Source organism: Pectobacterium sp. A5351 (assembly GCF_028335745.1).
Classification (GTDB): Bacteria; Pseudomonadota; Gammaproteobacteria; order Enterobacterales; family Enterobacteriaceae; genus Pectobacterium.
Window position 1 is genome coordinate 572,348 of record NZ_CP116477.1, and the last position, 26,546, is coordinate 598,893.

The window sequence follows — 26,546 nt, forward strand, 5'->3', positions numbered from 1 at the left end:
ATGATGTGGTTTTTTATGACGGACATCCTTGTCCGTCACCCTACGGGCCGTTGCTGCGCAACGTTGAAAAACGCTCCCGACGTTTTTTTATGACGGACATCCTTGTCCGTCACCCTGCGATGAAATGAGGAAAGGGTCTCCGCACGGTGGGAACCGTGCGGAGAAGAGGGGAGAAAGGATTAACGCTCGGCGCGTTTGTTCACCCAAACGTTGATCAGCATGGTGATGATAAGAATGCTGGCAACGACGCCCAGAGAAATCGCCACCGGAATATGGAAAATGTCGATGAGCATCATCTTGGTGCCAATGAAGATCAGGATGACGGCCAGGCCATATTTCAACAGTGAGAAGCGTTCAGCCACACCAGCCAGCAGGAAGTACATCGCACGCAGTCCCAGAATGGCGAACAGGTTCGACGTCAGCACAATAAAGGGATCGGTTGTGACGGCAAAAATAGCCGGAATACTGTCGACGGCGAAAATCACGTCGCTGATTTCAACCATGATCAGCACCAGAAACAGCGGCGTGGCATACAGGATGCCGTTACGGCGGACGAAGAACTTTTCGTTCTCGATGCTATCCGTCATACGCAAACGGCTACGCAGCCAACGTACCAGCGGCTTGTCGCCGATCGCCCCATCATCTTCTTTCGCCAGCGCCATTTTAAGGCCGGTGAACAGCAGGAACGCACCGAACACGTAGAGTAGCCACTGGAACTGTGTGACCAGCCAACTGCCGCCAAACACCATCAGCGTTCTGAGAACGATGGCGCCTAACACGCCGTAAATCAGCACGCGACGTTGGTATTGCGGGGGAACGGCGAAGTAACCGAAGAGCATCAGCCAGACGAAGACGTTGTCGACGGCGAGGGCTTTCTCGATCAAATAGCCAGTCAGGAAGGCCAGCGACTGGGCGTTGGCAACTTCACGACCCATCGTGCCGTCCAGATACCACCAGAAACCGGCGTTAAACAACAGAGAAAGCGTGACCCAGATGATAGACCAGACGGCAGCCTGCTTGAACGTCATTACTGTCGACCCTTTGCGCCCTTGATAGAGCAGGTCGATGGCCAGCATCACTATAACAATGGCAGCGAAGCTGCCCCATAACCATGGCGTACCGATGGTGTGCATAGCAAGATCCTTAAATAGAAACAAAAACGGCCAACATCGGAAGGACGCTGGCCGCTTGTTATTAAAGCTGCAAATGCACCTCGCCTTCCGGCAAGGTCTCACTTACAACATTAATGAAGCTGTCTCATCAAGAATCGAGCTTTTCATCAAAGTTGCCCAGTAACCGGATGCGGAACGCATCGTAATGACGATTAGCTGGCGGAAAAGTTACTCCCCTTTGCCTGACAGAAGATAGGTGAAAAGATGATCCTGGTCAAATAATTATCGCGTTATTCACTCTGCATTTCCCGGTGTGGCGGCATCGGCAGGGAATACGATGCCGGTTTGGCGGCGAATTTCCGTTAGCAGTCCGGCGACGGTGCGTGAGCGTGCCAGTTCCGCATGGTTGATGTCGTTATCGGTTACCAGTGTGGCAAAGACTTCGGCTTCGTACAGCATGCTGTTGATATGCTGCGGTTGGCTGAGATCCAACTGTTTGCCTTCACGCGGAATGAATTTCACGTTATGGCATTCGGAGACTTTTTCAATCACCAGCGAACCGTCTTCCCCCTGAATTTCACTGGGTATCGCGGAGTGGCTGACTTTGGAATGGATGAGGGTGACATCGAAATCGCCGTAGTTCAGGATGACGCTGCCATGTGCGTCGACACCGCTTTCCAATAGCGTCGCGCTGGCCTGCGTGGTGCACGGTTCGCCCCACAGCGCCACAGCGAAGGCCAGACAATAGTAGCCGATATCCATGATGGAACCGTTGGAAAACGCCGGGTTGAACGTATTGGGATTCTCGCCTGCCAGATAGCGCGGGTAGCGTGAAGAATACTGGCAGTAATTCAGCACCACTTTACGCAATCTGCCAACTTTCGGCAGCGCCTGCTGTATCACGCTAAAATTGGGCAGGCTGGCGGTTTTGAACGCTTCAAACAGCACGACCTGATTTTCTCTGGCGCAGGCGATCATCTGTTCGACTTCATAGCGATTGGAAGCCAGTGGTTTTTCACAGATGACGTGCTTGCCGTGGCTCAGGAAGAGCAGTGCCTGTTCGCAATGCAGTGAGTTAGGGCTGGCCAGATACACGGCGTCGATAAGGTCGGATTTCGCCATGGCTTCCAGTGAATCAAAGCGCATGTCCACCATGTAGTCAGCCTGAAACGGCTGCGCTTTTTCTGCCGTGCGTGAATAGATGGCGGTGAGCTTCAGCTTGCCGGTTTCGTGGGCGGCATCAACAAACTGGCGAGTGATCCAACTGGTTCCTACAATAGCGAAGCGAATCATAAGCGTTTGGTATCCTGAAGGCATAGGTGATGACTAGGGAGATTATCACGGTGAAATGACAAGGCAACGTCAATCATTTCCCGTTCTGGCAGAGAAAAGCATTTACTGACGGGCTATTTTAAGGGATAAACAGCGCAAATTTTATGAAGCAGGAGAGGCCAATGAGCCAACTCGAATTGGAAACGTGCAACCTGACGTTGGTGCGTTACCCTCAGGTCGCTGAAAACTCGGCGCTACAGGCGTGGGATGCCGCAGATGAATACCTGCTGCGTGAGCTGGCCATGATGGAAATCGCGCCGGGGCCGCGCCTGATTTTCAACGATACGTTTGGCGCGTTGGCCTGTGGTTTGCAGGCGCAGTCTCCCGTTAGTATCAGTGACTCTTACCTCAGCCAACTGGCAACGCGGCACAATCTGGAACTGAACGGTTACGATGCCGATACGGTAACACTGTTGGATAGCATGGCGGAGCTGCCCGCTGCACCCGCGCTGGTGGTGATTAAAATTCCTAAAACGATCGCGCTGTTGGAACAGCAATTGAGAATGTTGCGTAAGGTCGTCACGCCGCAAACACGCATCATCGCCGGTGCGAAAGCGAAGGATATTCATACCTCTACGCTGCAACTGTTTGAACGTGTGATGGGGCCGACGAAAACCTCGCTGGCCTGGAAAAAGGCGCGTCTGGTTCACTGTGAGTGGGCGGAGTTGAAAGTCAGTGAGCAGTCACTCACCACTGAATGGGAGCTAGATGGTTACGGCTATCGCATTCAAAACCATGCTAACGTGTATTCACGTAATGGGTTGGATATCGGCGCGCGTTTCTTTATGCAGCATTTGCCGGAACAACTCGACGGTAAGATCGTCGATCTTGGCTGTGGTAACGGCGTGATTGGGCTGGCAGCGCTGAAAGCTAACCCGGACGCCACTGTGGGTTTCTTCGATGAGTCCTACATGGCGGTGGCATCGAGCCAAATGAACGTTGAGGTCAACTGCCCGCAGGATGTCGAGCGCTGTAGCTTTGTAGTGAATAACGGATTGGCACGCGTTAAGCGCGATACGTTACAGGCGGTGTTGTGCAACCCGCCATTCCATCAGCAACATGCGGTGACGGATGAAATTGCCTGGCAGATGTTTATGGATGCCCGTCGCTGTCTTCAGGTTGGCGGAGAACTGCGCATTGTGGGGAATCGCCATCTGGATTATTTCCACAAGCTGAAGCGTCTGTTCGGCAACTGTGAAACCGTAGCCAGTAACACGAAGTTCGTCATACTGCGAGCGGTGAAAACGGGGTCGTCCCGCTAACCCCACCTTGTCGAAACTATGGCGTTAACGCCAAGATTATAGCGTTAACGCCAGCCGGGTAGCCTGATCGATCGCCCGGCGAGCGTCCAATTCCTGCGCCACATCGGCTCCGCCAATCAGATGAACATGACATCCAGCAGCCAGTAAAGGGTCATACAGCTTGCGGTTGGGTTCCTGACCGGCGCAAATAATGATGTTATCCACTGGCAGACAGCGTATTTGCTGGTCGTGGATAATGTGCAGCCCTTCATCATCAATATGGTGATATTCGACGCCGCCCAGCAGCGTTACGCCGTGGCGCAGCAGCGTGGTGCGGTGTATCCAACCTGTCGTTTTCCCTAAATTTTCACCGGGCTTGCCGGTCTTCCGCTGTAATAACGCAATGTCCCGCTGGTGGGGAAGTCCGTCCGGCTGATGAGGCAGCAGACCCCCCCGGTACCGTAATTGTTTATCGATCCCCCATTCTGTATAAAAGTCGCCATGCCCAGCCTGAGAAGACTGGGGATTACGGCGATGGTTGTCATTAAGAAGATCGTTGTTGTGAAGAAGATAATGCGCGGTATCAAAACCGATACCGCCTGCGCCGATAATGGCTACCCGCTTGCCGACTGGTTTTTTGTCGCGCAGCACCTCCAGGTAGCTCAGCACGCTAGGATGGTCGATGCCTGTAATCGCGGGGGTACGCGGCACGATGCCACAGGCCAGAATCACATCATCAAAACCGAGTAAATCGGCGGCGGTTGCCTGCGTGCTCAGGCGCAGCGTGACGCCAAGTAATTCTAGCTGTCGACGGTAGTAGCGCAGCGTTTCATAAAATTCCGCTTTGCCGGGTATCTGTTTGGCAATATTGAACTGTCCGCCGATAGAGGAAGACGATTCAAACAGCGTAACCTGATGGCCGCGTGCGGCAGCGTTGACGGCAAAGGCCATGCCAGCAGGACCAGCACCGACCACCGCAAAGCGTTTGCCGACTCTGGCGGGCTGGATCGGCAGTTCGGTTTCGTGGCAGGCTCGTGGGTTGACCAGACAGGACGTGATTTTTCCGGCAAAAATCTGATCGAGGCAGGCTTGATTGCAGCCGATGCAGGTATTGATTTCATCGGCACGTCCCGACTGCGCTTTTGCCACCAGATCGGCATCGGCGAGAAAAGGGCGAGCCATCGACACCATGTCAGCACAGCCTTCGGCCAGCAGTTGTTCCGCCACACCGGGATCGTTGATGCGGTTAGTGGTAATCAGCGGGATGCGGACTTTCCCCATCAGCTTCTGCGTTACCCAGCCGAATGCGCCGCGCGGCACCAGCGTGGCGATAGTCGGAATGCGCGCTTCATGCCAGCCAATACCCGTATTGATGAGCGTCGCACCCGCCTGTTCAATGGCCTGCGCCAACTGCACAATTTCCTGCCAGCTTGAGCCTTCTTCTATCAGGTCTAGCATGGATAAACGGTAAATCAGGATGAAGTCCGGCCCCGTTCGTTCCCGCACGGCGCGAACGATCTCAAGCGCAAAGCGGCTACGGTGCTGGAAGTCGCCGCCCCATTCGTCATCACGGCGGTTGGTATGCGTGACCAGAAACTGATTAATCAGGTAGCCTTCTGACCCCATAATTTCCACGCCATCGTAACCCGCCTGCTGCGCCAGCGCTGCGCAATGGGCAAAGTCGTCGATGGTTTGCACAATATCCTGCGTACTCATTTCCCGTGGTGCAAAGCGGTTAATCGGTGCTTGAATGGCCGATGGCGCGACCGGATCGCGCTGATAGCTGTAGCGTCCGGCGTGGAGAATTTGCAGCGCAATTTTCCCGCCGGCTTCATGTACGGCCTGCGTCAACACCTGATGATGCGCGAGCTGCGCCTCGTCATGCAGGGTCGCACCGCCTTTGGTAACGGCACCTTTGGGGTTTGGCGCGATACCGCCCGTGACAATCAAGCCAACGCCGCCCTGCGCTCGCTCACGGTAAAATGCCGCCAGCCTTTCGGTGCCGCCCGGGTGTTCTTCCAGACCGGTATGCATGGATCCCATCACCACGCGGTTCTTTAACGTCGTGAAGCCAAGATCGAGCGGGGAAAGCAGCGTGGGGTAGGCCGTCATTGCACTCTCCGGTGAAGTTAACTGGTCTGATGAGTTGATGTATTCAATCTAGCGGTAATTGAGAGAGTTGTGAAATTTATGTTTATTTATTGTGATTGATGTCATTGCGAATCGTAGGGGGAAGCGTGCGCAGGCAAGGGATCGTGTACCGGAGTGTTTGTTGTCGGGGGCGTGTGACATTATAATCCGCGGGTTTATCGGGCAAAGGTATCGTTATGCGGGTGGAAGAGTTGGAATATCGTCTGGATAGCGCACTCCGTGCGTTAGAGCAAAGCGTTCAGCGTCAGCAGCAGACGTGGCGGCAGGAACATCAGTCCCTCCAGCAACAGTTGCTTCAGGCGAAAGAGCGTGACGCTTACCTTTGTATGCAGATTGAACGGCTCTCTGCGCAGTTGAGTGCGATGGATAGTTCGCCGGAGCGAAATCCGCTGCTTCAGAAAATGAAGGTCATTCATGCCCACCTTGATGTGCTGGCACAAGAAGCCAGTGCCTTTAGACGTTCACTGCGGTAATCGTATCAGGTATTTTTCAGCCATATCGTGCTGCCGTGTTAATACGGTATGTCGTTAACGCCCTATTTCGTTAACGTAATGCTTCCGCTTCCTTACACAATTCCTCCTCATTCTCCATAATTGCCGCAAATGTGGAGTCGACACTTGCAGAGATTTACCCTTGCTCTAATTAACTGAAGGTGTCGGGCCTATACTTTCTCTCGCAGCACGGCATTCGCCGTCGACAAATCAATTCAGAGAGAGGAATGAAATATGCGTAAACTCACTGCAATGCTGGTTGCTTCTTCTTTGGCATTGGGCGCGGCAGGTATCGCGCATGCGAATGAAGCGCCGAAAGGGCCTGGCCCGGAACATAAGATGATGATGAAAGAGGGGCGGGAGCAGGGCGGCATGATGGGGCCTGATGCGATGTTTAGAGAACTGAATTTGACGGAAGCGCAGAAGCAGCAAATTAAAGACATCATGAAAGCATCCCGCGAGAAAATGCACAACGCGATGCAGGAAGACCGTCGTGAGATGCATAGCCTGATCGCATCAGAGACGTTTGATGCCGCAAAAGCACAGACGCAGTTGGATAAAGCGGACGCGGCACACAAGGCCAGAATGCTTAACGGGCTGGAAACCAAAAATAAAATCTACAACATTCTGACGCCAGAGCAGAAAAAGCAGTACAACGACAACTTTGAAAAGCGGCTGACCCAACCGCCAAGACCTGACGGCAAGCCCGTTCCTGCGGAATAACGCCTTATTTTATGAAGTGGCACGATAGCTAAAATACCTCGTTCAGTAAGACCATCGGATTGACATATTACCCCCCTGGTAATGTTTCAGTTCGGTGGTTTTTTTATTTATTTCTCTCAACCATCACGCCGTGAGTCAGGAAATGATTAATGTTATTCTCACGCGGAGAACGCGGGTGTAACTATCGTACAGTGGGCGGTAAAGGACAGATGAATAACGATTTGATGTTGAAAACTATAAAATCCATGCCGTTTCTTTTTCTGACTACCCTAATAGTAAGCTGTCTGGGATTTTGGTTTCGAGTGTTAGATGAACTGTCATTATTCTGGCCTGCCAATATTTTGGTTTTTTGTCTCATGATTAATTTCAGAGCCAGAAAAGGGACGATAACAGGTAAAACCTTCTCTATCTGTATGGGATTTTTGGTGAGTTATGCAGCGATGCTGTCGGCAGCGCTACTGGTAGACAATAGCTCACCATTAAAAACCAAGGTGCTGTTGTGTTTATGCAATATGGTCTTCGTGGTGATGGCCTGGTGCGCCTTTTACCTGATATGTCGTTTTACCGGAAAGTGGTCGACATTTGAAAAATTCAGCAAATATTACGTCTATATTATTTTCGCTTCGACGTTTGTAGGCGCGTTTTTATCCGGTGTGGCATATGAGTTTTATGCCTATGTTTACGGTGCAGGAAATCGCTATGCTGAGTTTATGGACTGGTTCAGTGAGCAACTCGGAACCGGTATTATTCTCGCATTTTTTTTCCTGAGAGGTAAGAATATCCTGCGTGCGCTGCGGAATATTCCGCTCTGCTCTAAGCACATCAGAGAGAATATCTTCCCCTTTCTGGTCTTTATTATTTTTTTATTGGTGAGCCTGTTTTTTCTGGACACCAGTCTGATTACGCTGTCTGCTATTCCACTCACGCTGTGTGCGTTCACCTACTCTTTCCCGATCATGTCGTTGCTTTGTGCGATTACGGGCATAATACTGAATTATCTCTATATTAATCAGGTCGGTATACTCATCAATTCAAATTCCGAAGCGTACATTAATTCGTTTCTTACTACGGCGCAGTTGAATATCGCGATGTTAATTATGGCGATGTTAAGCGTCTCTCATTTTGTCTCAATGAACCGACGGCTGATTAAAATTATTGAAAGCAACAGCCTGAAGGATGCGCTCACGAATACTTTCAATCGTCGGGCGTTTCTCAGTATGCTGAATGGCAGACAGAGTTCGCTGGTGTATAAGAAAAAGCGCTCGTTGACGCTGCTATTTCTGGATATCGATTACTTTAAGCGGGTCAATGATACGTACGGCCATGCCTGCGGTGATGAATTAATCGCCAATTTTTCCCGTATGCTGAGTGCCACTATCCGGCCAAGCGACATTCTTTGCCGCTGGGGGGGGGAAGAGTTCGTCATTGCGGCGTATGACCTGACGGCTGAGCAATCTGAAGCCATGGCCGAAGTGTTGCGGTATCTTACGGAATCCACGACGTTAACATTGTCCGATGGTCGGGAAATCCATTTTACGGTTAGCATTGGTGTTGCCGTGTTTACCCAGTATGAGGGCGGCAATATTTACGATCTTATCGGGTTGGCGGACGAGCAATTGTACAAAGCGAAGGCGCAGGGGCGCAATCGCGTTTGTTTGCGTCTGTTCGAGTAGACCTGGCACCTTTCCTTGACCTTCCATTTACGGGAAGGTCTTCTCTCAGACAGTACTGTCTGAGAGGTTTACCATCTAGGCCGATTGATATTCCGGCCAGTAAGCTCATTGCGTCGGTGTTCGTCAGTATTTATGAATTCAACCCGATATTGCCGGGGCTTACGGCATCTCTGTTTACACCACATTGGCACAAGACTGGGGCGAGAAATACCGTTCGCTTAGAGAGGAAACTCGGTGATAAGGTTCCCGTGGGGCTACTTCGCATCGTGGTCGCCCTGGTATCTCGATCTTTAAACGATCAGCATTAGGGATATTGCCCGATTCATCGCTATATATAAAAAAATATAACGAGTGTGAGACAATGCGGCCGATGCCTGACGTCATATAAGGAGAAAAATACCGTGCATCTGTATATGTTTTACCTGGGAGGGAACGCGGGGAAGTCCAATATTGAAGTTCACGATATCCAGTTTGTGGCGGCTGAGAAGCCAGAGGATGCGTGGCCCGCGCTCCGGGAAGCGTGGTTTGGCGACCCTGATAAAGTGCATATTGATGGATATGCGCGCGTGATATGGGCTGATGGTTATACCGTTACCCTTTCGGATACGCGACCTGCGGACGACAACCGGCTCTTTTTTGTCAACGCTGGCGCTTACCATTCCTCAACGCTAGCGGAGCTACATGCCTTCGATCTCTTTGTGGCGAAGAGTGCGCAAGAAGCAAAATCGAAAGGACTGGCATCACTGCTTAATGGTGCGCTGCATCAGCATAAAGACAACCTTAAGGATGTCGATGACTGCCTGCTGCTTGAGAAAATCGGCGATCTGTATATCCATCTGACACCTTGTGCATCCGGCATTCCTTTCACACCGGAATGGCAGGGCTACCAGCCGATCGGGCGCTGATTTATCCTGTCTCCCGCATTAAACCGGTAAGCCAGCTTCGTGGCGTACCGGTTCTTCTTCACTGCCGTACCGTCGCCTGGCGACGAATGAACCAGAAAGGCACGATTGCCCTCTTAACCTGCACCACCGTGATGCAGCAGGCCATACGGATCTCGATCATTTCACGCTTACCCTCGCTATATCTGGTGATACACAGCGATGGCATGCAATTTGCTTCTTAAGCTCATAGCAATTCCGCAGGCTTACCTCAACGGTGAGTGAAGCCTCGGTCAGGACAACGGCGTCCACATCTTCATGCTTTTCGCATTACGGCGAGAGCAAGGGGATGTGGACGTTTTTTTATGTCTGGATTCGCCCGTTGCAGCACGGCTTTCGCGGGGCTGTGACAGCGCGATCCGATGGGAGCCCACCATGAATGCCAAATCCTCAACGTGTGTGAAGAGCGTCTGTCCCTACTGTGGGGTCGGTTGCGGTGTGGTGATGGAGGTAAAAGACAATCGCGTGATCAAGGTATCAGGCGATAAGACGCACCCCACCAACTTCGGGCGACTGTGCACGAAGGGAAATACGAGTGGTCAGGCGCTTGTTGAATCAGGGCGGCTGGAACATGCCTACCTGCGGGGGGATCGCCAGCACGAATCCGTCAGGGTTGATCTGGATAAGGCGATTAAGGAAACCGCGCGACGACTGCGGACGATCATTGATACCCACGGCCCTGATGCCGTATCGCTCTATGTCTCCGGTCAGATGTCGCTGGAATCGCAATATCTGGCCAATAAGCTTGCCAAGGGCTTTATCGGTACCAATAACATTGAGTCAAACTCACGCCTTTGTATGGCGAGTGCGGGGAGCGGCTACAAGCTCTCTCTGGGGGCAGATGGGCCACCGGGTTCCTATCAGGATTTTGAACATGCCGATGTCTTTTTTGTCACCGGTGCGAACATGGCCGATTGTCACCCCATTCTTTTCCTGCGGATGATGGATCGCGTTAAAGCAGGGGCTAAGCTCATCGTGGTCGACCCACGCCGTAATGCCACGGCGGACAAAGCGAACCTGTTCCTACACATTAAACCTGGCACAGATTTGGCCTTGCTCAATGGCCTGCTCTATCTGCTTGTCCAGAATGGGCACACCGATCCCGATTTTATCGCCGAGTTCACCGAAGGGTGGGAAGCGATGCCTGAATTCCTTGAAGACTACCACCCAGAGACGGTGGCGGAGATCACCGGGTTGCCAGAGGCCGACATCCGTAAGGCGGCGGAGTGGATCGGCAGCGCGTCGGCGTGGATGAGTTGCTGGACGATGGGGCTTAACCAAAGCACGCATGGCACCTGGAATACCAATGCGATATGCAACCTGCATTTAGCCACGGGGGCGATTTGCCGCCCCGGCAGCGGCCCGTTTTCTCTGACGGGACAACCCAACGCGATGGGGGGACGCGAAATGGGCTACATGGGGATGGGGTTACCAGGGCAACGTTCGGTATTGGTAGAAAAGGATCGCGCTGCTATTGAAGCCCTCTGGAACGTCCCTGCTGGTACCTTACGCACCGATCTGGGCGGGGGCACCGTCGCCATGTTTGAAGACATGATGGCAGGCAAGATCAAGGCATGCTGGATCATTTGTACGAATCCGGTGGCGACGGTCCCTAATCGCAAGAACGTGATTGCCGGGTTGCAGGCCGCCGAGTTGGTCATCACGCAGGATGCCTTCCTCGATACTGAGACCAATCGTTATGCCGATATTTTGCTGCCCGGCGCACTGTGGGCGGAAGCGGAAGGTGTGATGATTAACTCCGAGCGGAATTTGACGCTGATGCAAAAGGCCGTTGAGCCACCCGGCGAGGCGATGGCCGACTGGCAAATCATTGCCAACGTCGCCTGCGAGATGGGCTATGCGCAGGGATTTAGTTACGGTTCGGCCTCTGACGTGTTTGAAGAAATCAAGCAGGCCTGGAACCCAAAAACCGGTTATGACATTCGTGGTGCCAGCTATGAACGCTTACGGCAGGTGCCGTTGCAATGGCCTTGTCCGCCAGATGATGACAGCCATCGCCATCCCGTTCGCTACCTCAACGACGGTGTGAGTCAAACGCTCAAAGCGTTACCAGACGGCACGCGGCCACGGCTTGTTTTTGCGACCGACAGCGGTAAAGGGATATTCCTCCCCCGACCGCATATGTCACCCGCCGAGATGCCGGATGATGACTTTCAGTTTGTGTTGAATACCGGTCGCTTGCAGCACCAGTGGCACACGATGACGAAAACCGGAAAGATTCCGACGCTCAATAAGCTCAATCCGGGGCCTTTCATTGAAGTACACCCTGAGGATGCCAGTGCACTTGGCATTCAGGATAAGGATCGAGTGGAGGTTCGTTCACGCCGGGGGCGTGCGGTACTCCCTGCCGTTGTGACCGATCGCGTGCGTCCCGGAAACTGCTTTGCGCCTTTCCACTGGAATGATGTCTTTGGTGACGATCTGGCGATTAACGCGGTCACCAGTGATGCCATTGATCCTATTTCCCAGCAGCCTGAATTCAAGTTTTGCGCCGTAGCACTGGCTCGGATTGCTGAACCATCCGCGTCTATTTCCCCAGCGCAGGAGAGCGATGCGGCTCCTGTACCGGTATCGGAACCGGTACAGGCGGGTACGCCGAACAACGACATCAAGGAGCTCGACATGAAACACATTGATGCGCTGGCCACGCTACTTGGCCTGGAGGCTCCTCCGACGCTAACGCTGAGCGCACCCGAACAGCATTATCTGCAAGGGTATATCGCCGCGTTGCGTACTGATGCATCACGACTGGCTGGCGGCGTACCCGTGCTGCCTGCCACGGCACCATTGGAACCTTCCCGACGCCTGATGCTCGACGGCATGCTGGCAGGGCTTTTTGCACGTACCTGGGTGCCTGATGGCGGTGGCGCTTCTCTGCCAGTGATGTCTCCTGTCACGTCTGCGGCGACCACATCATCACCCTCGCCCATTTGGGTTTTATGGGCATCATCGACCGGCAATGCGGAGAGTTTTGCAGCGCAGTGCGCTGAATGTCTGAAAGCAGAGGGGCATTCTGTGATGCTGTCTGAGATGGACAGCGTCAAGATTGCCGATTTGCCTGCAACGTCGCGTGTACTCTTTATCGCCAGCACGTTTGGCGACGGCGACCCTCCTGATAATGGCATGAATTTCTGGGCGGCATTGCAGGCGGAGGCAGTCCCCAGTCTGGCGGGAATGGCGTTCGCCGTGCTGGCATTGGGGGATTCAAGCTACGATCAGTTTTGCGGTTTTGGCCGTCGGCTTGATGCACGGCTGGAGGCGCTGGGCGCGACGCGTCTGTCAGCGCGAATCGACTGCGAACCTGACTATCAGGAGACGGCAACAGTCTGGCTGGACAGCATGGTCAACGTGCTCGCTGGAACACCTACGCCAGCAGTGAGTCGAGTGTCTACTGCCGCAGCGGCGACAGTGGCTGATGAGGATGGCGCGGATACGGTAGCACCTGCCGCGGTTTCGGCTCCCATCTTCAGTAGAAATGCACCTTTGCCTGCACACCTGGTACATAACCAACTGCTTAATGCGCCGGGCGCAGAAAAGGAAACGCGACAATTCGCCTTTGATATTTCAGGCAGCAATGTGAGCTACGAAGCGGGCGATGCACTCGGCATCTGGCCGACGAACAGCCCTGAGCTGGTGAGCGAGATGCTCTCGGCACTCAAGCTTTCGCCTGCTACCGTGGTGACCGTCAAGGATAAAGGCGACATGACGCTGGCTGAGGCGTTATCCCAGCATGTCGAAATTGCCCGTATCACGCCGGAGTTCTTGCAGTTTGTGAGTCAACGTTCAGATCATGCTGAACTTGCCGAACTGTTGAAAGAGGAACGTAAAGAGGAACTCAAACAGTGGCTGTGGGGACGGCAGATTGTCGATGTGCTACAGGCGTTTCCAATTCAGGTTCAGGCTGACGAATTACTAAGCGTGCTTAAGCGTATTCAACCGCGCTTATACTCGATTTCATCCAGTCCAACAGTCACCCCGCATCAGATCCACCTGACTGTCTCGATGGTGCGCTATGGGGCTGAGGGTAAACCGCGTGGCGGCGTGTGTTCAACTTTTCTGGCTGACCGCGCGGCAGAGTCGATTGCGGTGCCGATCTTCATTCAAAAGTCAGCCCATTTCCGCACGCCTAAAAATCCGGATACGCCAATTATCATGGTGGGGGCGGGCACGGGTATCGCACCTTTCCGGGCTTTTTTGCAAGAACGTCGGGCGACAGGGGCACAAGGTAAAAACTGGCTGTTCTTTGGCGAACAGCGTGCGGCGACCGATTTCTACTATCGTGAGGAGCTGGAGACGTTGCGGCGCGATGGTTATCTGCATCGGTTGGATACGGCTTTTTCGCGTGACCAACGCGAGAAAATTTATGTTCAGCACCGCATGGGTGAGCAGGGGGCTGAGCTATGGCGCTGGCTGGAGGAGGGGGCGCATTTCTACGTGTGTGGCGACGCCAGCCGCATGGCGAAAGATGTGGACTCGGCGCTCCGTCAGGTTGCGCAAGTGAATGGAGGCATGAGCAGTGAGGACGCGGCAGCCTATATTGCCAAAATGGCGCAGGACAAACGCTATGTCCGCGATGTGTACTGAGTCCACTGTGGTTTTTGCTGGTATCAGGCGGCCATTATTTCTGAGGTCGATGCGTTAGGTGTTTTACCACCTAACGTGTCTGATAAGGTGATGATTACGCTTTCGTTTGCAGAGCGTTGACAACCGCTTCGCCCAGCGCTTTGGCTGATGCCGGATTTTGACCGGTGATCAGTCTGCCATCTACGACGACTTTGTTTTCAAAGATTGGGGCCTCTTCGAATGTTGCGCCATCCTTTTTCAGCGCGGCTTCGAGTTCAAACGGGACAATCTTGTCGTAATGACGGAACGCTTCTTCTTCCGCGGTAAAACCGGTGAGGTGACGGCCTTTAATCAACAGTTCACCATTGCTGAGCTTCACATTCAGTAAGCCTGCCGGGCCGTGGCAAACGGCACTGATGATGTCGTTTTTCTCGTACATGGTACGTACGATGCTGATCAACTCAGGATTGTTGGCAAAATCCCACATCGGTCCATGTCCACCAACCAGCAGGATCGCGGTGGAATTTCCAGTACGTTATCCAGATGTCGTCTGAGTGTCGGGTTAACCAGTCGTTTGTGATAAGCGACCTAAAAAGCAGCTTAAACGTGGCTCTCGCCTTTAGTTTATGGGCACAAAGCCGTGCGTGGTGTCCCTAATAAGCACTGTAACAAGGGGGTATATGCGGGAGATTCTGCGCACATTGCCATCTAAGGTCATGCTTGTATCCATCCGCCACATTTGGGGCCATCCGGGAAATTTTTTCGTCGTTGCATACTCTCTTTTATCGCATAACTGAACATTTAAACAGTATAAGGAAAGGAGCATTGGGACGGCGAAGAAAGTCTGGAGGTATTCTATAATAGTATGAAAAATATTAATTTTTTATCTGCTTGGTTCATTATGGATAGCGTGAGCCAGAATCCTACAGGTATCCCCGAAAAAACAAAGGAGTCACGTTATTAACGTAACTCCTTGAATTTGGTGGCCCCTGCTGGACTTGAACCAGCGACCAAGCGATTATGAGTCGCCTGCTCTAACCACTGAGCTAAGGGGCCGAATGGGTGATGATTATACGGTAATGTCTGGGGGGAGGTCTATAGCCTATCTGTCGGGTGGTGCTTTTATGTACTTAAGATAGCTTGTTGTTATTCTTATCAGAATTTACGATGGTTGTAGTCAATGGAAGTAGGGAAAGACATGATTACCGATATTCTGGCCATGAATCTTCAGGTGGTTTTCTGCGGTATTAACCCCGGGCTGTCGACGGCCCATCACGGTTACCACTTCGCGAACCCCAGTAATCGCTTCTGGAAAGTCATTCATCAGGCAGGCTTTACTGAACGTTTGCTGGCTCCTGCGGAAGAACAGCATCTGCTGGACACCGGATGCGGCATCACCATGCTGGTGGATCGCCCCACGGTTGAAGCCACCGAGCTAGGGCGAGATGAGCTGCTGCAAGGCGGGAACGCGATTGTTGAGAAAATGGAGCGCTATCAGCCGCGTGCGTTGGCTGTGTTGGGGAAGCAGGCGTTCAGTCAGGCGTTTGGTATCAAGAAAGTGTCGTGGGGGCGTCAGGCGTTGCGTATTGGCGAGACGCAGGTTTGGGTGCTGCCGAACCCAAGTGGGCTGAATCGTGCGACGCTGGAGTCACTGGTAGCGTCGTATCAGGAATTGCATCAGGCATTGCAGGATAACGTATAAATTCAATCTGAGCGTTCTGACAGGCAAAAATAACCCCGGCGAACCGGGGTTATTTATCATGTCGTGTGGATTAGCTGAGAACCGAATTAATCATCCAGGAAGCTACGGAGCACTTCGGAACGGCTTGGATGGCGCAGTTTACGCAGCGCTTTCGCTTCGATCTGACGAATACGTTCACGCGTAACGTCAAACTGTTTGCCCACTTCTTCCAGCGTATGATCGGTGTTCATATCGATACCGAAACGCATACGCAGGACTTTCGCTTCACGTGCGGTCAGGCCAGCCAGTACGTCGTGTGTCGCAGAACGCAGGCTTTCTGACGTTGCAGAATCCAGCGGCAGCTCCAGCGTCGTATCTTCAATGAAATCGCCCAAATGTGAATCTTCATCATCACCAATCGGGGTTTCCATTGAAATCGGCTCTTTCGCGATTTTCAGCACTTTACGGATCTTGTCTTCCGGCATCAGCATACGTTCAGCCAGCTCTTCCGGCGTCGGTTCACGACCCATTTCCTGCAACATCTGACGAGAGATACGGTTCAGTTTGTTGATCGTCTCAATCATGTGTACCGGAATACGGATGGTACGCGCCTGATCGGCGATAGAACGAGTGATCGCCTGACGGATCCACCAGGTCGCATAGGTCGAGAATTTGTAGCCACGGCGATATTCAAACTTATCTACCGCTTTCATCAGACCGATGTTGCCTTCCTGAATCAGATCGAGGAACTGCAAACCGCGGTTGGTGTATTTCTTCGCGATAGAAATAACCAGACGCAGGTTGGCTTCCACCATTTCTTTCTTGGCGCGACGTGCTTTTGCTTCACCAATCGACATACGGCGGTTGATGTCTTTCACCTGCTCGATTGTCAGACCGGTTTCTTCTTCGATCTGTTGCAGTTTTTGCAGGCTGCGAGTGACGTCTTCTTCTACATCATTCAGCTTTTCAGACCACGGCTTGCCCATGGCGACGGCTGCGGCAAACCAGGTGCTGTTAGTTTCATTGCCAGTGAACATGGTGACGAAGTTTTTCTTCGGCATTTTGCACTGTTCAACGCACAATTTGATGATCAAACGTTCCTGAGTACGGACGCGATCCATCATGGAACGCATGCTGTTAACCAGGAAATCAAACTGTTTTGGCACGAGGCGGAACTGTTTGAAGACTTCAGACAGGTTCAGGATTTCCTGTGCTGCCAGCGCATGGCTACGACCGTGGGCTTTGATGGCCTGACGGGTCGTTTCATATTGCTCACGCAGTTCGGTGAACTTCTCACGCGCCAGTTCCGGATCGATGCTGTTATCGTCTTCGGAATCTTCGTCATCTTCAGACTCTTCGTCGTCATCGTCCATTTCTTCGCTCGACAGCTCGGAGCCCACGTGCGTTGCGGTAGGGGCGATGTCCTCTTCCGCATTAGGATCGACGAAGCCGGTGATCAGGTCGGACAGGCGGCTTTCGCCCGCTTCAACGCGATCGTATTGTTCCAGCAGGTAAGTAATGGCTTCAGGATACTCGGCGACAGAGCACTGAACCTGGTTGATACCGTCTTCGATACGTTTGGCGATATCGATCTCGCCTTCACGCGTCAACAGCTCAACGGTACCCATTTCACGCATGTACATGCGAACCGGATCGGTAGTGCGACCAATTTCCGATTCAACGCTGGATAGAACCTGCGCAGCAGCCTCTGCCGCATCTTCATCGGCATCATTGGTGTTTTCGGCCAGCAACAGATCGTCTGCATCCGGTGCTTCTTCCATCACCTGGATGCCCATGTCGTTAATCATCTGGATGATATCTTCGATCTGATCCGAGTCGATGATATCTTCCGGCAGATGGTCATTGACCTCAGCATAGGTCAGGTAGCCTTGCTCCTTACCACGGGTGACAAGCAGCTTCAGCTGTGACTGCGGGTTTTGCTCCATAAGACGGTATCCACACTTCAGAGTATTTGGGTTGGTGTCGGTCAGCGTAGTTCGCTAACAATAGCATTAGGGGTATTTTTCTTATCGCCGCGGCCCCTGTAGCGGCTCTTTGCAGGGCTCAACCCTGCTATTTATCGGCAATTAAGCCTCTGTATCAGTGTTTTCTGGTCAACGCCAGTTGCAACGACCAAAGCTCTTTTTTTTCTTTGGCGTTGAGCCCGTGCGTTCTGTCACGGGCAATCAATGTTTCTTGTCGCTGTTTCAACAGCTGATCGTAGAGCTCTGCCAGACTGATTCTGAACTTCTCGTCGAGCTCTTCCTCTACGATCATATGGTTCCATGAAGCCATGGTTTCAAGTTGCTTGCGGTATTTGCTGTCACGATATTTTTCCAACAGCAGACCCATGTTCATTCCCGGGCTGGCGTTACAGGTTTTCACCAAATCCTGAAACAGCGATAAACCAGCCACTTTGTCTTCTTCAATCCCTTCCAGCGCGAGGTCAGGAACCTCTGCCGCCAGCCTGGGGTTTTGTACTAAAAGTCCTATAAGTATACGCATAGTTGTGACTTTTAGTTGCGGCGGTTGGTAAGACTGCGCCTGCTCTGCCACTTTCGGCAGTAGCCTGTCCAACTGGCTGTCGTCCAAAATGCCCAGCTTGTTGCCGAGCTGCTGGCGTAAATACAGCCGCAGCGTTTCTCCCGGTACCTGGCCTATTAGCGGTAGCGCCAGCGTGCTGAGCTTGGTACGGCCATCGGGCGAACTCATATCCACCTGCTGTTGCAGCGTTTCAAACAGAAACTGCGACAGCGGCAGAGCGTGTTCCATGCGCTGTTCAAAGGCGGCTTTGCCTTCTTTACGTACCAGCGTGTCGGGATCTTCACCGTCCGGCAGAAACATAAAGCGTAGCTGACGACCATCGTTCAAATAGGGTAGCGCAGTTTCCAGTGCGCGCCATGCCGCTTCGCGGCCGGCACGGTCTCCGTCATAACAACACACCACTAGATCGGTGGCGCGAAAGAGTAACTGAATGTGATCGGCGGTCGTCGAAGTACCCAGCGACGCCACCGCATAATCAATACCAAACTGCGCCAGCGCCACCACATCCATATAGCCTTCAACAACCAAAAGTCGCTTTAGCTCCGCGTGGCTTTGCTGCGCTTCATACAGGCCGTACAGCTGGCGACCTTTATGAAAAATCTCTGTTTCCGGCGAGTTAAGGTACTTTGGCGTACCGTCGCCTAATACGCGTCCGCCGAAAGCAATCACTCGCCCCCGTTTGTCGCGAATGGGGAACATCACTCGCTCGCGGAAGCGGTCGTACGTTCGGCCCTGATCGTTAGTCACCAGCATGCCGGCATCGTTCAATGTGCTGCGGTCATCATTATTGCGGCCAAAGCGCTTTAAGACGTTATCCCAGCCGGGCGGGGCGAAGCCGATCGCAAAATGGCTGATAACCTCTGCGCTTAAACCGCGCTGTTGCAGATACTGCAACGCTGGCGTACCGACTGACTGGCTTAGTGCTTGTTGATAGAACCCGCTGAGCTGTCCCATCAATTCGTACAGACTTTGCCGCTGATGACGCTCTAACTGGGTTGGGCCAGTGCCGCTTTCATAAGGCACTTCGAGGCCGTATTGGGTGGCCAGTTCTTCAATGGTTTCAACGAATTCGAGACGATCGTAATTCATCAAAAAGTCAATGGCGTTGCCGTGTGCGCCACAACCAAAACAGTGGTAGAACTGTTTGTCACCGTTTACGGTGAATGAGGGGGTTTTTTCGTGATGGAATGGACAGCACGCATGGAAGTTTTTGCCCTGCTTTTTCAGTTTGACGCGCGCGTCAATGAGATCGACGATGTCGGTGCGAGCCAGCAGGTCATTAATAAATACGCGTGGGATTCGTCCAGCCATAAGCCCCTGATGTATATCTTTCTGTAAGGTGGTTACATTAGATATAGCTTATAAACGACAACAAGCCGCGCTTCCTTTCGGAAAGCACGGCCTTCGTATGCAACTGCTAAGTCTGCGGATTAATCACGCGTTGGAGGGAAACCCTCCTGAAAATTAATACAGACGAGTGCGGCGTGCGTTTTCTCGAGCCAGTTTCTTCGCGTGACGTTTCACGGCAGAAGCTTTAGCGCGCTTACGTTCGGTCGTTGGTTTTTCATAAAACTCACGACGACGAACTTCAGCCAGAACACCTGCTTTTTCACAGGAACGCTTGAAGCGACGCAGAGCTACGTCGAACGGCTCGTTTTCACGTACTTTAATTACCGGCATGTGCCTCTCACCTCAATAAATTCGGTTTGCCGCTGGCCTTGTGCCAGCCTTTTCAAAATGGTGCGGAATTCTACTGCAAACGTGACGCCTTTGTAAAGCATTGTGGTGATCATAAAACACCCAACCACGGCCAGCGCAGAAATCAGGGCGCTTATGGTAGACTATCCACAGTTTGAAGCAAGCGGCATTCAACGAGCGCTTGTATCGTCATCAAAGTAGGAACAGCAATGCGCGTATTGGGTATCGAAACATCCTGTGATGAAACCGGCGTGGCTATTTATGACACAGAAACCGGTTTGCTCGCCAATCAGTTATACAGCCAGGTCAAATTACATGCGGATTACGGCGGCGTAGTGCCTGAGCTTGCCTCACGCGATCACGTGCGTAAAACGGTCCCGTTAATTCAGGCGGCGCTGCGTGAAGCCGGGTTGCAGGCGAGTGATATCGATGGCGTGGCTTATACCGCCGGCCCTGGTTTGGTTGGCGCGTTATTGGTGGGGGCGACAGTCGGCCGCTCTCTGGCGTTTGCCTGGGGTGTGCCGGCGATTCCTGTGCACCATATGGAAGGGCATTTACTGGCACCGATGCTGGAAGATAATCCACCGGCGTTTCCCTTCGTGGCGCTGCTGGTTTCTGGTGGACATACGCAGCTCATCAGCGTGACGGCCATTGGTGAATACCGTTTGCTGGGCGAATCGATTGATGACGCGGCGGGCGAAGCATTTGATAAGACGGCGAAACTGCTGGGGCTGGATTACCCCGGTGGCCCGATGTTGTCGAAAATGGCGCAGGCGGGTGATCCGCAGCGCTTTACGTTTCCTCGCCCAATGACCGATCGTCCCGGTCTGGATTTCAGCTTCTCTGGGCTAAAAACGTTTGCAGCCAATACGATTCGTAGCAACGGCGATGATGATCAAACGCGTGCCGACATTGCTCGTGCATTTGAAGATGCCGTTGTGGATACACTGGCGATCAAGTGTCGTCGTGCGCTGGATGAAACGGGCTTTAAGCGACTGGTCATGGCGGGGGGCGTGAGTGCAAACCGGACGCTACGCCAGCGCTTAGGTGAAGTGATGGCAAAACGTGGCGGCGAAGTGTTTTATGCGCGTCCTGAATTCTGTACGGATAATGGTGCGATGATTGCCTATGCGGGCAGTGTACGTCTGATGCATGGCGCCAGTCAGACGCTGGGGGTATCCGTTCGACCACGTTGGCCATTGGCTGAACTGCCCGCGGTGTAAGCGTTTTGGCAATAATTGCTACGTGTAGCGATCCTACACGTAGCAAAGAAAACGTAGCGAAAATACCCAGTAAAAAACGAGTAATAAAAACGGTAGCGGGCGAGTGAGTTACAGCTCTTGTTCGAAGAGCACCAGAATAGCTTCGTAAAGCTGTTTGACGCTGAAGCCTCTTGCCGGGGTGGTGAAGATCGTGTCATCCCCCGCGATGGTGCCGAGGATTCCCTCTGACTTCCCGAGTGAATCCAACAGACGGGCGATGAGCTGCGCGGCTCCTGGGCTGGTATGGATGACGATGACCGCATCGTTATAGTCCACGTCTAGCACAAGATTCTTCAACGGGCTGGAGGTAGTAGGAACGCCGAGTTCGGCTGGGAGACAATACACCATCTCCATTTTTGCATTGCGTGTGCGCACGGCGCCAAATTTCGTTAGCATGCGTGACACCTTGGATTGGTTGATGTTTTCAAATCCTTCGTCTTGCAATGCCTGAACAATTTCGCTTTGGGAACTGAACTTCTCTTCCTTTAACAGCGCTTTGAACGCTTTAACGAGGTCTTCTTGTTTTGTCGAATTTCGCATTCTGCACCGGATTAATTGTTATGGTTAATCCTTCTATTATGCAGTTGTGTGAATTTTTATGCAATTAAATCGCCTATAATTCCAGTCTATTTCCTCAGATATGTGCTAGTCGCTGTTTTCACAAAAATTCGGTCCGTGAGTAGTCCGAGAAATGCGTCCTGCGTCACATAAAAGTAAATTAAATGTTATCAGAATGATGTTGTTTGGACGCCATTGATCGGTGTAATGTAGCGCACCGGTTAATTGCACGTGAATGAACACCGCGTTATAGCTCAATAGCTTATTAACTTTACTTACCTTTCAAACGAATGGTTGTTTTTGATTTATTATTAGAGACATAGCGTATTTTTGTCTCTCATGTCATTTGCAGAAAGGTGAGTAGACTGATCTTATCCCCATTTTTTATATTCTGTTTATAACCAAATGAATTCACGGCACTTTTTTATTTTACGATAATAAGGAGTTTAGGATGAAAGTTGCAGTTCTCGGAGCAGCAGGTGGTATCGGTCAGGCACTCGCACTCCTCCTCAAAACCCAGCTTCCTTCAGGTTCAGAACTATCCCTTTACGATATTGCTCCGGTCACGCCGGGTGTTGCTGTCGATCTGAGCCACATTCCTACAGCAGTGAAGATCAAAGGCTATAGCGGTGAAGATGCTAAACCTGCGCTTGCTGGCGCGGATATCGTGCTGATCTCTGCTGGTGTGGCACGTAAACCTGGTATGGATCGTTCCGATCTGTTCAACGTCAATGCGGGAATTGTGCGTAATCTGGTTGAGCAAATTGCGGTTACCTGCCCGAAAGCCTGCATCGGTATTATCACTAACCCAGTGAACACGACCGTTGCCATCGCTGCTGAAGTGCTGAAAAAAGCTGGAGTGTATGACAAAAACAAACTGTTCGGCGTTACCACGCTGGATATCATCCGTTCCAATACCTTCGTTGCTGAGCTGAAAGGCAAACAGCCACAGGATATTAATGTGCCAGTTATCGGCGGACACTCTGGTGTGACGATTCTTCCACTGCTGTCTCAGGTTCCTGGTATCAGCTTCAGTGAGCAGGAAGTGGCCGATCTGACCAAGCGTATTCAGAATGCGGGCACCGAGGTTGTTGAGGCCAAAGCAGGTGGCGGATCGGCCACTTTGTCTATGGGTCAGGCTGCTGCACGCTTTGGTTTGTCTCTGGTTCGTGCACTGCAAGGCGAAAGCGGTGTGGTGGAATGTGCATACGTTGAAAGCGATGGCAAATATGCCCGCTTCTTCGCTCAGCCGGTGCTATTGGGCAAAGACGGCGTCGTAGAGCGTAAAGACATCGGCACATTAAGTGCTTTTGAGCAAAACGCGCTTAGCAGCATGCTGGATACGTTGAAGCAGGATATTGAGCTAGGCGAGACGTTCATCAAGAATTAATCATTGAAATTCTTGTAATACGTGACGTTGAATAAAAAGCCGGAGATAGTGATCTCCGGCTTTTCTTTTTTAATCGGGGCGGATGAGTTTTTTTCTGTCGATAAGCTCATTGGTTTCCGGATCGTAGTATCGGCTTGGCCAAATCTCTGAGGGGTGAATATTTAACGCATCAGCAATAAGCCATTCCCCCTTGGGCCAGGGGCGTGAGAGGGCGTTAGCTAACGTTGATGAGCTTAATCCGGCCGCTCGCGATACTGCCGCCAGCGTCGTGTTTTTCTTGCGCAGTGCAGCAATGATATCAGCGGGATGCCAGTCTTGTTTCCTTAAAATCATATTCCTTCCCTTATTTGCTATAAGACGACTGTAGATTAGTGGTATAAATAACGGATGTTAGTTATATGCCGAGCTAACATGACATTACTATTTGGAAATAATATAGCATTAATTTTCCTTAAAATTCTCAATTAATTTCCAAATAAGCGCGTTTTTGTTAGGGATGGCACTATCAGGATGAAAGGCAATGAAAAAAGAGTGGTTTGCTACCAGCGAATTGGTTGGAGTCGGCGGCCTTCCGAAATCAAGACAAGGATTGAATAAGCGCGCCCGTGAGGATGGATGGGAGAAGCGTCGCCGTAAAGGCGTCCAGGGAAGAGGAGTGGAGTACTCAATTCACAGCTTACCGGATATAGTAAAAAAATCCCTATTACTCGAAATCGAGCCTTCTGACTACTCGACGAAACAGCCCGCGGCCTTGGCGGTATGGATGCAGATTTATCAACAACTGTCTGAAAAAGAAAGAGATGATCTGATTGCTTATATCCTTCGAGTCGGCGTGTCAACTACGCTGAGCCAGTTGGGTATTACACCGTCGGATGAAGAACCGATCTTATCAATGGATGATTGACTGAATCATGGAGAGCAGGTTTTTCGATTGCCAATCTGTGCTGAAGAAGGGGCCTGCATTTTATTTTGATTTGCCGTATTGCTCTGGCTGCGATGTTTCAGTATTGCACGGGATTTAATCATTTCTTTATTACTTAGGTGTGCCGGTAACGTGTAAAAGTTAGCGGTTTAGGTAATTATAGTCTATTATATGGAAACTTTTGGGCGAGTTGACGTAATGCCTGTTCAAAACAAACAAGGGAGTGACGAGTATGGACAAAGAATGGTTTGCAACAAGTGAGCTGGTTGGCGTAGGTGGATTGCCGAAGTCACCGCAGGGGCTGAATAAACGGGCGCGAGACGACGGTTGGGAAAAGCGCAGAAGGAAAGGGGTTCAAGGGCGTGGTGTCGAATATTCTATTCGCAGTTTGCCGAACGAGGTCAGGAACTCTCTGCTAGTAAAAGAGAATCCGCCAACAGAATATTATCGTATCGATAATGAGCCAACGCTGATGTCATCGTGGGTGCATATTTTCCATCAACTTTCCGTTGATGAACGAACCCGACTGATTAATTTCATCTTGCGTGAAGGGACGATAGCGATGTTGTCTCGGCTGGATGATGTCACCATCGACCAGACTGCCTAGTCTGCGAACGAGTAGCGCTGCAAGGCAGCGCTACTTACGATTGAGTTAACGGTGATTACGTTATCAGGCAAGTACCTCACACCACGATTAGAAATCGCGCTGTACGGCTAAGTGGGCAAGGCCTTCGAGCGCCATACGGTATGGCGTTTCTGGCAACTGCTGCAATGCGCTAATCGCTTTATCTGCCTCTTCTTCTGCACGCTGACGTGTGTAATCAAGCGAACCACATTGTTGCATGGCGGCAAGCACCGGTTCCAGAAGATGGCGCCCGTTTCCTTCTTCAATTGCCTGACGAATCAGCGAACTCTGTTCTGCATTACCATTACGCATGGCGTGCAGCAGCGGCAGCGTTGGTTTGCCCTCATTGAGGTCGTCGCCCGTGTTTTTGCCCAGTGTTTTGCCGTCTGCACTGTAATCAAGCAGATCGTCAATTAACTGGAACGCGGTGCCCAGGTAGCGGCCATAGTCCTGAAGCGCTTTTTCTTGCTCTGGCGTTGCGCCTGCAAGGATGGATGAAGATTGCGCGGCGGCTTCAAATAAACGTGCCGTTTTGCTGTAAATGACGCGCATATAGCTTTCTTCAGTAATATCCGGGTCGTTGCAGTTCATTAACTGCAAGACTTCGCCTTCAGCAATAACGTTTACTGCTTCTGACATCAGCGCCAGCACGCGTAACGATTCGAGGCTGGTCATCATCTGGAAGGCGCGGGTATAAATGAAATCCCCAACCAGCACACTCGCGGCGTTGCCAAAGGCGGCGTTGGCCGTTGCTTTACCCCGGCGCATGTCAGATTCGTCTACCACGTCATCATGCAGCAGCGTTGCGGTATGGATAAACTCGATCAGTGCAGCAACAGTGACATGTTTATCACCGTTATAGTCGAGGGCTCTGGCGGCCAGAACAGCAATCATTGGGCGTATACGTTTTCCTCCGCCGCTGATGATGTAATGCCCAAGCTGGTTGATCAAAACGACGTCGGAATTCAGTTGTTCAAGAATGACGTTATTAACAGCTGCCATATCCTGCGCGGTTAATGTTGTAATTTGTTCTAGATTCATGGTTTATGCCAACGTATGTCTTCAACACTGCCGTAAGATTGCTGTTGCATATCGGCAAGACGGAACTTATTGCGCCGATTGTACTTGAAAAATGAGAGAGATAAACGGCAGTTCATACGTTGTATTCTTTTTCTTCACATCCTTTGATTATGCACTTGTCATCCGCAGTATTTTTGCGTAGAATTCGCGCCCTATTATGAATATTTATAGCGTGCTCTGAAACCTATTAACGGGTGCGCGGAAAGCGGAGTTTTATATGTACGCAGTTTTCCAAAGTGGTGGTAAACAACACCGAGTAAGCGAAGGTCAAACCGTTCGCTTGGAAAAGCTGGACATCGCAACTGGTGAAGCCGTTGAGTTTGACCAGGTTCTGATGGTTGCCAACGGTGAAGAAATCAAAATCGGCGTTCCTTTCGTCGATGGCGGTAAAATCAAAGCTGAAGTTGTTGCTCATGGTCGTGGCGAAAAAGTGAAGATCGTTAAGTTCCGTCGCCGTAAACACTACCGTAAGCAAGCAGGCCACCGTCAGTGGTTCACTGACGTGAAAATTACCGGCATCAGCGCTTAAGATTAGGAG

The 26,546-nt window shown here is 51.7% G+C and carries 23 protein-coding genes and 1 tRNA gene; 13 read left to right on the forward strand and 11 right to left on the reverse strand.

Annotated elements, in window-relative coordinates; all coding sequences use genetic code 11:
* Positions 1-179: 179 nt before the first annotated feature.
* Complete coding sequence (locus tag O1Q74_RS02660) at positions 180-1,133, reverse strand: TerC family protein (protein WP_271875971.1); 954 nt, start codon at positions 1,131-1,133, stop codon at positions 180-182.
* Positions 1,134-1,406: 273 nt separating this feature from the next.
* Positions 1,407-2,405 carry a Gfo/Idh/MocA family protein gene (locus tag O1Q74_RS02665; protein WP_271875972.1) on the reverse strand — a complete coding sequence of 333 codons (999 nt, stop codon included), beginning with the start codon at positions 2,403-2,405 and terminating at the stop codon, positions 1,407-1,409.
* A gap of 161 nt (positions 2,406-2,566) precedes the next feature.
* Between O1Q74_RS02665 and rlmG the strand changes: the two genes are divergently transcribed.
* Positions 2,567-3,706 (forward strand): 23S rRNA (guanine(1835)-N(2))-methyltransferase RlmG, encoded by a 1,140-nt coding sequence (gene rlmG / locus O1Q74_RS02670; protein ID WP_271875973.1) that lies wholly within the window; start codon positions 2,567-2,569, stop codon positions 3,704-3,706.
* A gap of 36 nt (positions 3,707-3,742) precedes the next feature.
* On the opposite strand, the gene O1Q74_RS02675 is transcribed toward rlmG, so the two are convergent.
* Positions 3,743-5,797: an NADPH-dependent 2,4-dienoyl-CoA reductase gene (locus O1Q74_RS02675; RefSeq protein ID WP_271875974.1), complete on the reverse strand. Its 2,055-nt coding sequence runs from the start codon at positions 5,795-5,797 to the stop codon at positions 3,743-3,745.
* A gap of 215 nt (positions 5,798-6,012) precedes the next feature.
* On the opposite strand from O1Q74_RS02675, the gene O1Q74_RS02680 reads away from it, so the two are divergent.
* The 6 genes from O1Q74_RS02680 to O1Q74_RS02705 all read left to right on the forward strand — a co-directional run bounded on the left by O1Q74_RS02680 (position 6,013) and on the right by O1Q74_RS02705 (position 14,269).
* Positions 6,013-6,309: a hypothetical protein gene (locus tag O1Q74_RS02680; protein ID WP_271875975.1), complete on the forward strand. Its 297-nt coding sequence runs from the start codon at positions 6,013-6,015 to the stop codon at positions 6,307-6,309.
* A gap of 252 nt (positions 6,310-6,561) precedes the next feature.
* A complete protein-coding gene (gene spy, locus O1Q74_RS02685) occupies positions 6,562-7,050 on the forward strand; it encodes an ATP-independent periplasmic protein-refolding chaperone Spy (RefSeq protein WP_271875976.1) in 489 nt (162 codons plus the stop codon).
* Between the two features lie 209 nt (positions 7,051-7,259).
* Positions 7,260-8,723 (forward strand): GGDEF domain-containing protein, encoded by a 1,464-nt coding sequence (locus tag O1Q74_RS02690; protein WP_271878711.1) that lies wholly within the window; start codon positions 7,260-7,262, stop codon positions 8,721-8,723.
* Between the two features lie 401 nt (positions 8,724-9,124).
* Positions 9,125-9,628, forward strand: coding sequence for a DUF1543 domain-containing protein (locus tag O1Q74_RS02695; protein ID WP_271875977.1), 504 nt, complete (start codon positions 9,125-9,127; stop codon positions 9,626-9,628).
* Positions 9,598-9,849: a hypothetical protein gene (locus tag O1Q74_RS02700; RefSeq protein WP_271875978.1), complete on the forward strand. Its 252-nt coding sequence runs from the start codon at positions 9,598-9,600 to the stop codon at positions 9,847-9,849. The genes O1Q74_RS02695 and O1Q74_RS02700 overlap by 31 nt, the downstream gene beginning before the upstream one ends.
* Before the next feature lie 190 nt (positions 9,850-10,039).
* Positions 10,040-14,269: a sulfite reductase subunit alpha gene (locus O1Q74_RS02705; RefSeq protein WP_271875979.1), complete on the forward strand. Its 4,230-nt coding sequence runs from the start codon at positions 10,040-10,042 to the stop codon at positions 14,267-14,269.
* A gap of 94 nt (positions 14,270-14,363) precedes the next feature.
* Here the strand turns inward: O1Q74_RS02705 and O1Q74_RS02710 are convergent, their stop codons facing one another.
* Both O1Q74_RS02710 and O1Q74_RS02715 read right to left on the reverse strand, forming a co-directional pair.
* On the reverse strand, positions 14,364-14,735 hold the full coding sequence (locus tag O1Q74_RS02710) for a type 1 glutamine amidotransferase domain-containing protein (protein ID WP_271875980.1): 372 nt from the start codon (positions 14,733-14,735) through the stop codon (positions 14,364-14,366).
* A gap of 493 nt (positions 14,736-15,228) precedes the next feature.
* Positions 15,229-15,304, reverse strand: a tRNA-Ile gene (locus O1Q74_RS02715).
* Between the two features lie 142 nt (positions 15,305-15,446).
* Between O1Q74_RS02715 and mug the strand changes: the two genes are divergently transcribed.
* Entirely contained in the window at positions 15,447-15,950 is a 504-nt protein-coding gene (gene mug, locus O1Q74_RS02720; RefSeq protein WP_271878713.1) for a G/U mismatch-specific DNA glycosylase, read from the forward strand.
* 86 nt (positions 15,951-16,036) lie between these two features.
* On the opposite strand, the gene rpoD is transcribed toward mug, so the two are convergent.
* From rpoD to rpsU, 3 genes are all read right to left on the reverse strand, one after another.
* Positions 16,037-17,875 carry an RNA polymerase sigma factor RpoD gene (rpoD, locus tag O1Q74_RS02725; RefSeq protein WP_180742888.1) on the reverse strand — a complete coding sequence of 613 codons (1,839 nt, stop codon included), beginning with the start codon at positions 17,873-17,875 and terminating at the stop codon, positions 16,037-16,039.
* A gap of 154 nt (positions 17,876-18,029) precedes the next feature.
* Positions 18,030-19,784 (reverse strand): DNA primase, encoded by a 1,755-nt coding sequence (gene dnaG / locus O1Q74_RS02730; protein ID WP_271875981.1) that lies wholly within the window; start codon positions 19,782-19,784, stop codon positions 18,030-18,032.
* A gap of 153 nt (positions 19,785-19,937) precedes the next feature.
* A complete protein-coding gene (gene rpsU, locus O1Q74_RS02735) occupies positions 19,938-20,153 on the reverse strand; it encodes a 30S ribosomal protein S21 (RefSeq protein WP_001144069.1) in 216 nt (71 codons plus the stop codon).
* Positions 20,154-20,380: 227 nt separating this feature from the next.
* Between rpsU and tsaD the strand changes: the two genes are divergently transcribed.
* Positions 20,381-21,394, forward strand: a complete 1,014-nt coding sequence (gene tsaD, locus O1Q74_RS02740) for a tRNA (adenosine(37)-N6)-threonylcarbamoyltransferase complex transferase subunit TsaD (protein WP_271875982.1) — start codon at positions 20,381-20,383, stop codon at positions 21,392-21,394.
* A gap of 108 nt (positions 21,395-21,502) precedes the next feature.
* Here tsaD and argR read toward each other — a convergent pair whose 3' ends face one another.
* A complete protein-coding gene (gene argR / locus O1Q74_RS02745; protein WP_012773258.1) occupies positions 21,503-21,973 on the reverse strand; it encodes a transcriptional regulator ArgR in 471 nt (156 codons plus the stop codon).
* A gap of 469 nt (positions 21,974-22,442) precedes the next feature.
* Here argR and mdh point away from each other — a divergent pair, with 469 nt between their 5' ends.
* The gene (mdh, locus tag O1Q74_RS02750; protein ID WP_271875983.1) at positions 22,443-23,381 is read left to right on the forward strand and encodes a malate dehydrogenase; all 939 of its coding nucleotides are present in this window, start codon (positions 22,443-22,445) and stop codon (positions 23,379-23,381) included.
* Between the two features lie 69 nt (positions 23,382-23,450).
* Here mdh and O1Q74_RS02755 read toward each other — a convergent pair whose 3' ends face one another.
* Entirely contained in the window at positions 23,451-23,714 is a 264-nt protein-coding gene (locus O1Q74_RS02755; protein WP_012773260.1) for a helix-turn-helix domain-containing protein, read from the reverse strand.
* A gap of 187 nt (positions 23,715-23,901) precedes the next feature.
* Here O1Q74_RS02755 and O1Q74_RS02760 point away from each other — a divergent pair, with 187 nt between their 5' ends.
* Complete coding sequence (locus tag O1Q74_RS02760; protein ID WP_271875984.1) at positions 23,902-24,285, forward strand: DNA-binding protein; 384 nt, start codon at positions 23,902-23,904, stop codon at positions 24,283-24,285.
* Between the two features lie 250 nt (positions 24,286-24,535).
* Positions 24,536-24,910 (forward strand): DNA-binding protein, encoded by a 375-nt coding sequence (locus O1Q74_RS02765; RefSeq protein WP_271875985.1) that lies wholly within the window; start codon positions 24,536-24,538, stop codon positions 24,908-24,910.
* 87 nt (positions 24,911-24,997) lie between these two features.
* Here the strand turns inward: O1Q74_RS02765 and ispB are convergent, their stop codons facing one another.
* Positions 24,998-25,969, reverse strand: a complete 972-nt coding sequence (ispB, locus tag O1Q74_RS02770) for an octaprenyl diphosphate synthase (protein ID WP_271875986.1) — start codon at positions 25,967-25,969, stop codon at positions 24,998-25,000.
* 256 nt (positions 25,970-26,225) lie between these two features.
* Here ispB and rplU point away from each other — a divergent pair, with 256 nt between their 5' ends.
* Positions 26,226-26,537, forward strand: a complete 312-nt coding sequence (rplU, locus tag O1Q74_RS02775; RefSeq protein ID WP_010283026.1) for a 50S ribosomal protein L21 — start codon at positions 26,226-26,228, stop codon at positions 26,535-26,537.
* The last annotated feature ends 9 nt before the right edge of the window (positions 26,538-26,546 follow it).

Bases quoted from the DNA above. Each gene is read 5' to 3' on its own strand.
- O1Q74_RS02660 (WP_271875971.1), bottom strand. From the start codon at position 1,133: ATGCACACCATCGGTACGCCATGGTTATGGGGCAGCTTCGCTGCCATT.
- O1Q74_RS02665 (WP_271875972.1), bottom strand. From the start codon at position 2,405: ATGATTCGCTTCGCTATTGTAGGAACCAGTTGGATCACTCGCCAGTTT.
- rlmG (WP_271875973.1), top strand. From the start codon at position 2,567: ATGAGCCAACTCGAATTGGAAACGTGCAACCTGACGTTGGTGCGTTAC.
- O1Q74_RS02675 (WP_271875974.1), bottom strand. From the start codon at position 5,797: ATGACGGCCTACCCCACGCTGCTTTCCCCGCTCGATCTTGGCTTCACG.
- O1Q74_RS02680 (WP_271875975.1), top strand. From the start codon at position 6,013: ATGCGGGTGGAAGAGTTGGAATATCGTCTGGATAGCGCACTCCGTGCG.
- spy (WP_271875976.1), top strand. From the start codon at position 6,562: ATGCGTAAACTCACTGCAATGCTGGTTGCTTCTTCTTTGGCATTGGGC.
- O1Q74_RS02690 (WP_271878711.1), top strand. From the start codon at position 7,260: ATGAATAACGATTTGATGTTGAAAACTATAAAATCCATGCCGTTTCTT.
- O1Q74_RS02700 (WP_271875978.1), top strand. From the start codon at position 9,598: ATGGCAGGGCTACCAGCCGATCGGGCGCTGATTTATCCTGTCTCCCGC.
- O1Q74_RS02705 (WP_271875979.1), top strand. From the start codon at position 10,040: ATGAATGCCAAATCCTCAACGTGTGTGAAGAGCGTCTGTCCCTACTGT.
- O1Q74_RS02710 (WP_271875980.1), bottom strand. From the start codon at position 14,735: ATGTGGGATTTTGCCAACAATCCTGAGTTGATCAGCATCGTACGTACC.
- mug (WP_271878713.1), top strand. From the start codon at position 15,447: ATGATTACCGATATTCTGGCCATGAATCTTCAGGTGGTTTTCTGCGGT.
- rpoD (WP_180742888.1), bottom strand. From the start codon at position 17,875: ATGGAGCAAAACCCGCAGTCACAGCTGAAGCTGCTTGTCACCCGTGGT.
- dnaG (WP_271875981.1), bottom strand. From the start codon at position 19,784: ATGGCTGGACGAATCCCACGCGTATTTATTAATGACCTGCTGGCTCGC.
- rpsU (WP_001144069.1), bottom strand. From the start codon at position 20,153: ATGCCGGTAATTAAAGTACGTGAAAACGAGCCGTTCGACGTAGCTCTG.
- tsaD (WP_271875982.1), top strand. From the start codon at position 20,381: ATGCGCGTATTGGGTATCGAAACATCCTGTGATGAAACCGGCGTGGCT.
- argR (WP_012773258.1), bottom strand. From the start codon at position 21,973: ATGCGAAATTCGACAAAACAAGAAGACCTCGTTAAAGCGTTCAAAGCG.
- mdh (WP_271875983.1), top strand. From the start codon at position 22,443: ATGAAAGTTGCAGTTCTCGGAGCAGCAGGTGGTATCGGTCAGGCACTC.
- O1Q74_RS02755 (WP_012773260.1), bottom strand. From the start codon at position 23,714: ATGATTTTAAGGAAACAAGACTGGCATCCCGCTGATATCATTGCTGCA.
- O1Q74_RS02760 (WP_271875984.1), top strand. From the start codon at position 23,902: ATGAAAAAAGAGTGGTTTGCTACCAGCGAATTGGTTGGAGTCGGCGGC.
- O1Q74_RS02765 (WP_271875985.1), top strand. From the start codon at position 24,536: ATGGACAAAGAATGGTTTGCAACAAGTGAGCTGGTTGGCGTAGGTGGA.
- ispB (WP_271875986.1), bottom strand. From the start codon at position 25,969: ATGAATCTAGAACAAATTACAACATTAACCGCGCAGGATATGGCAGCT.
- rplU (WP_010283026.1), top strand. From the start codon at position 26,226: ATGTACGCAGTTTTCCAAAGTGGTGGTAAACAACACCGAGTAAGCGAA.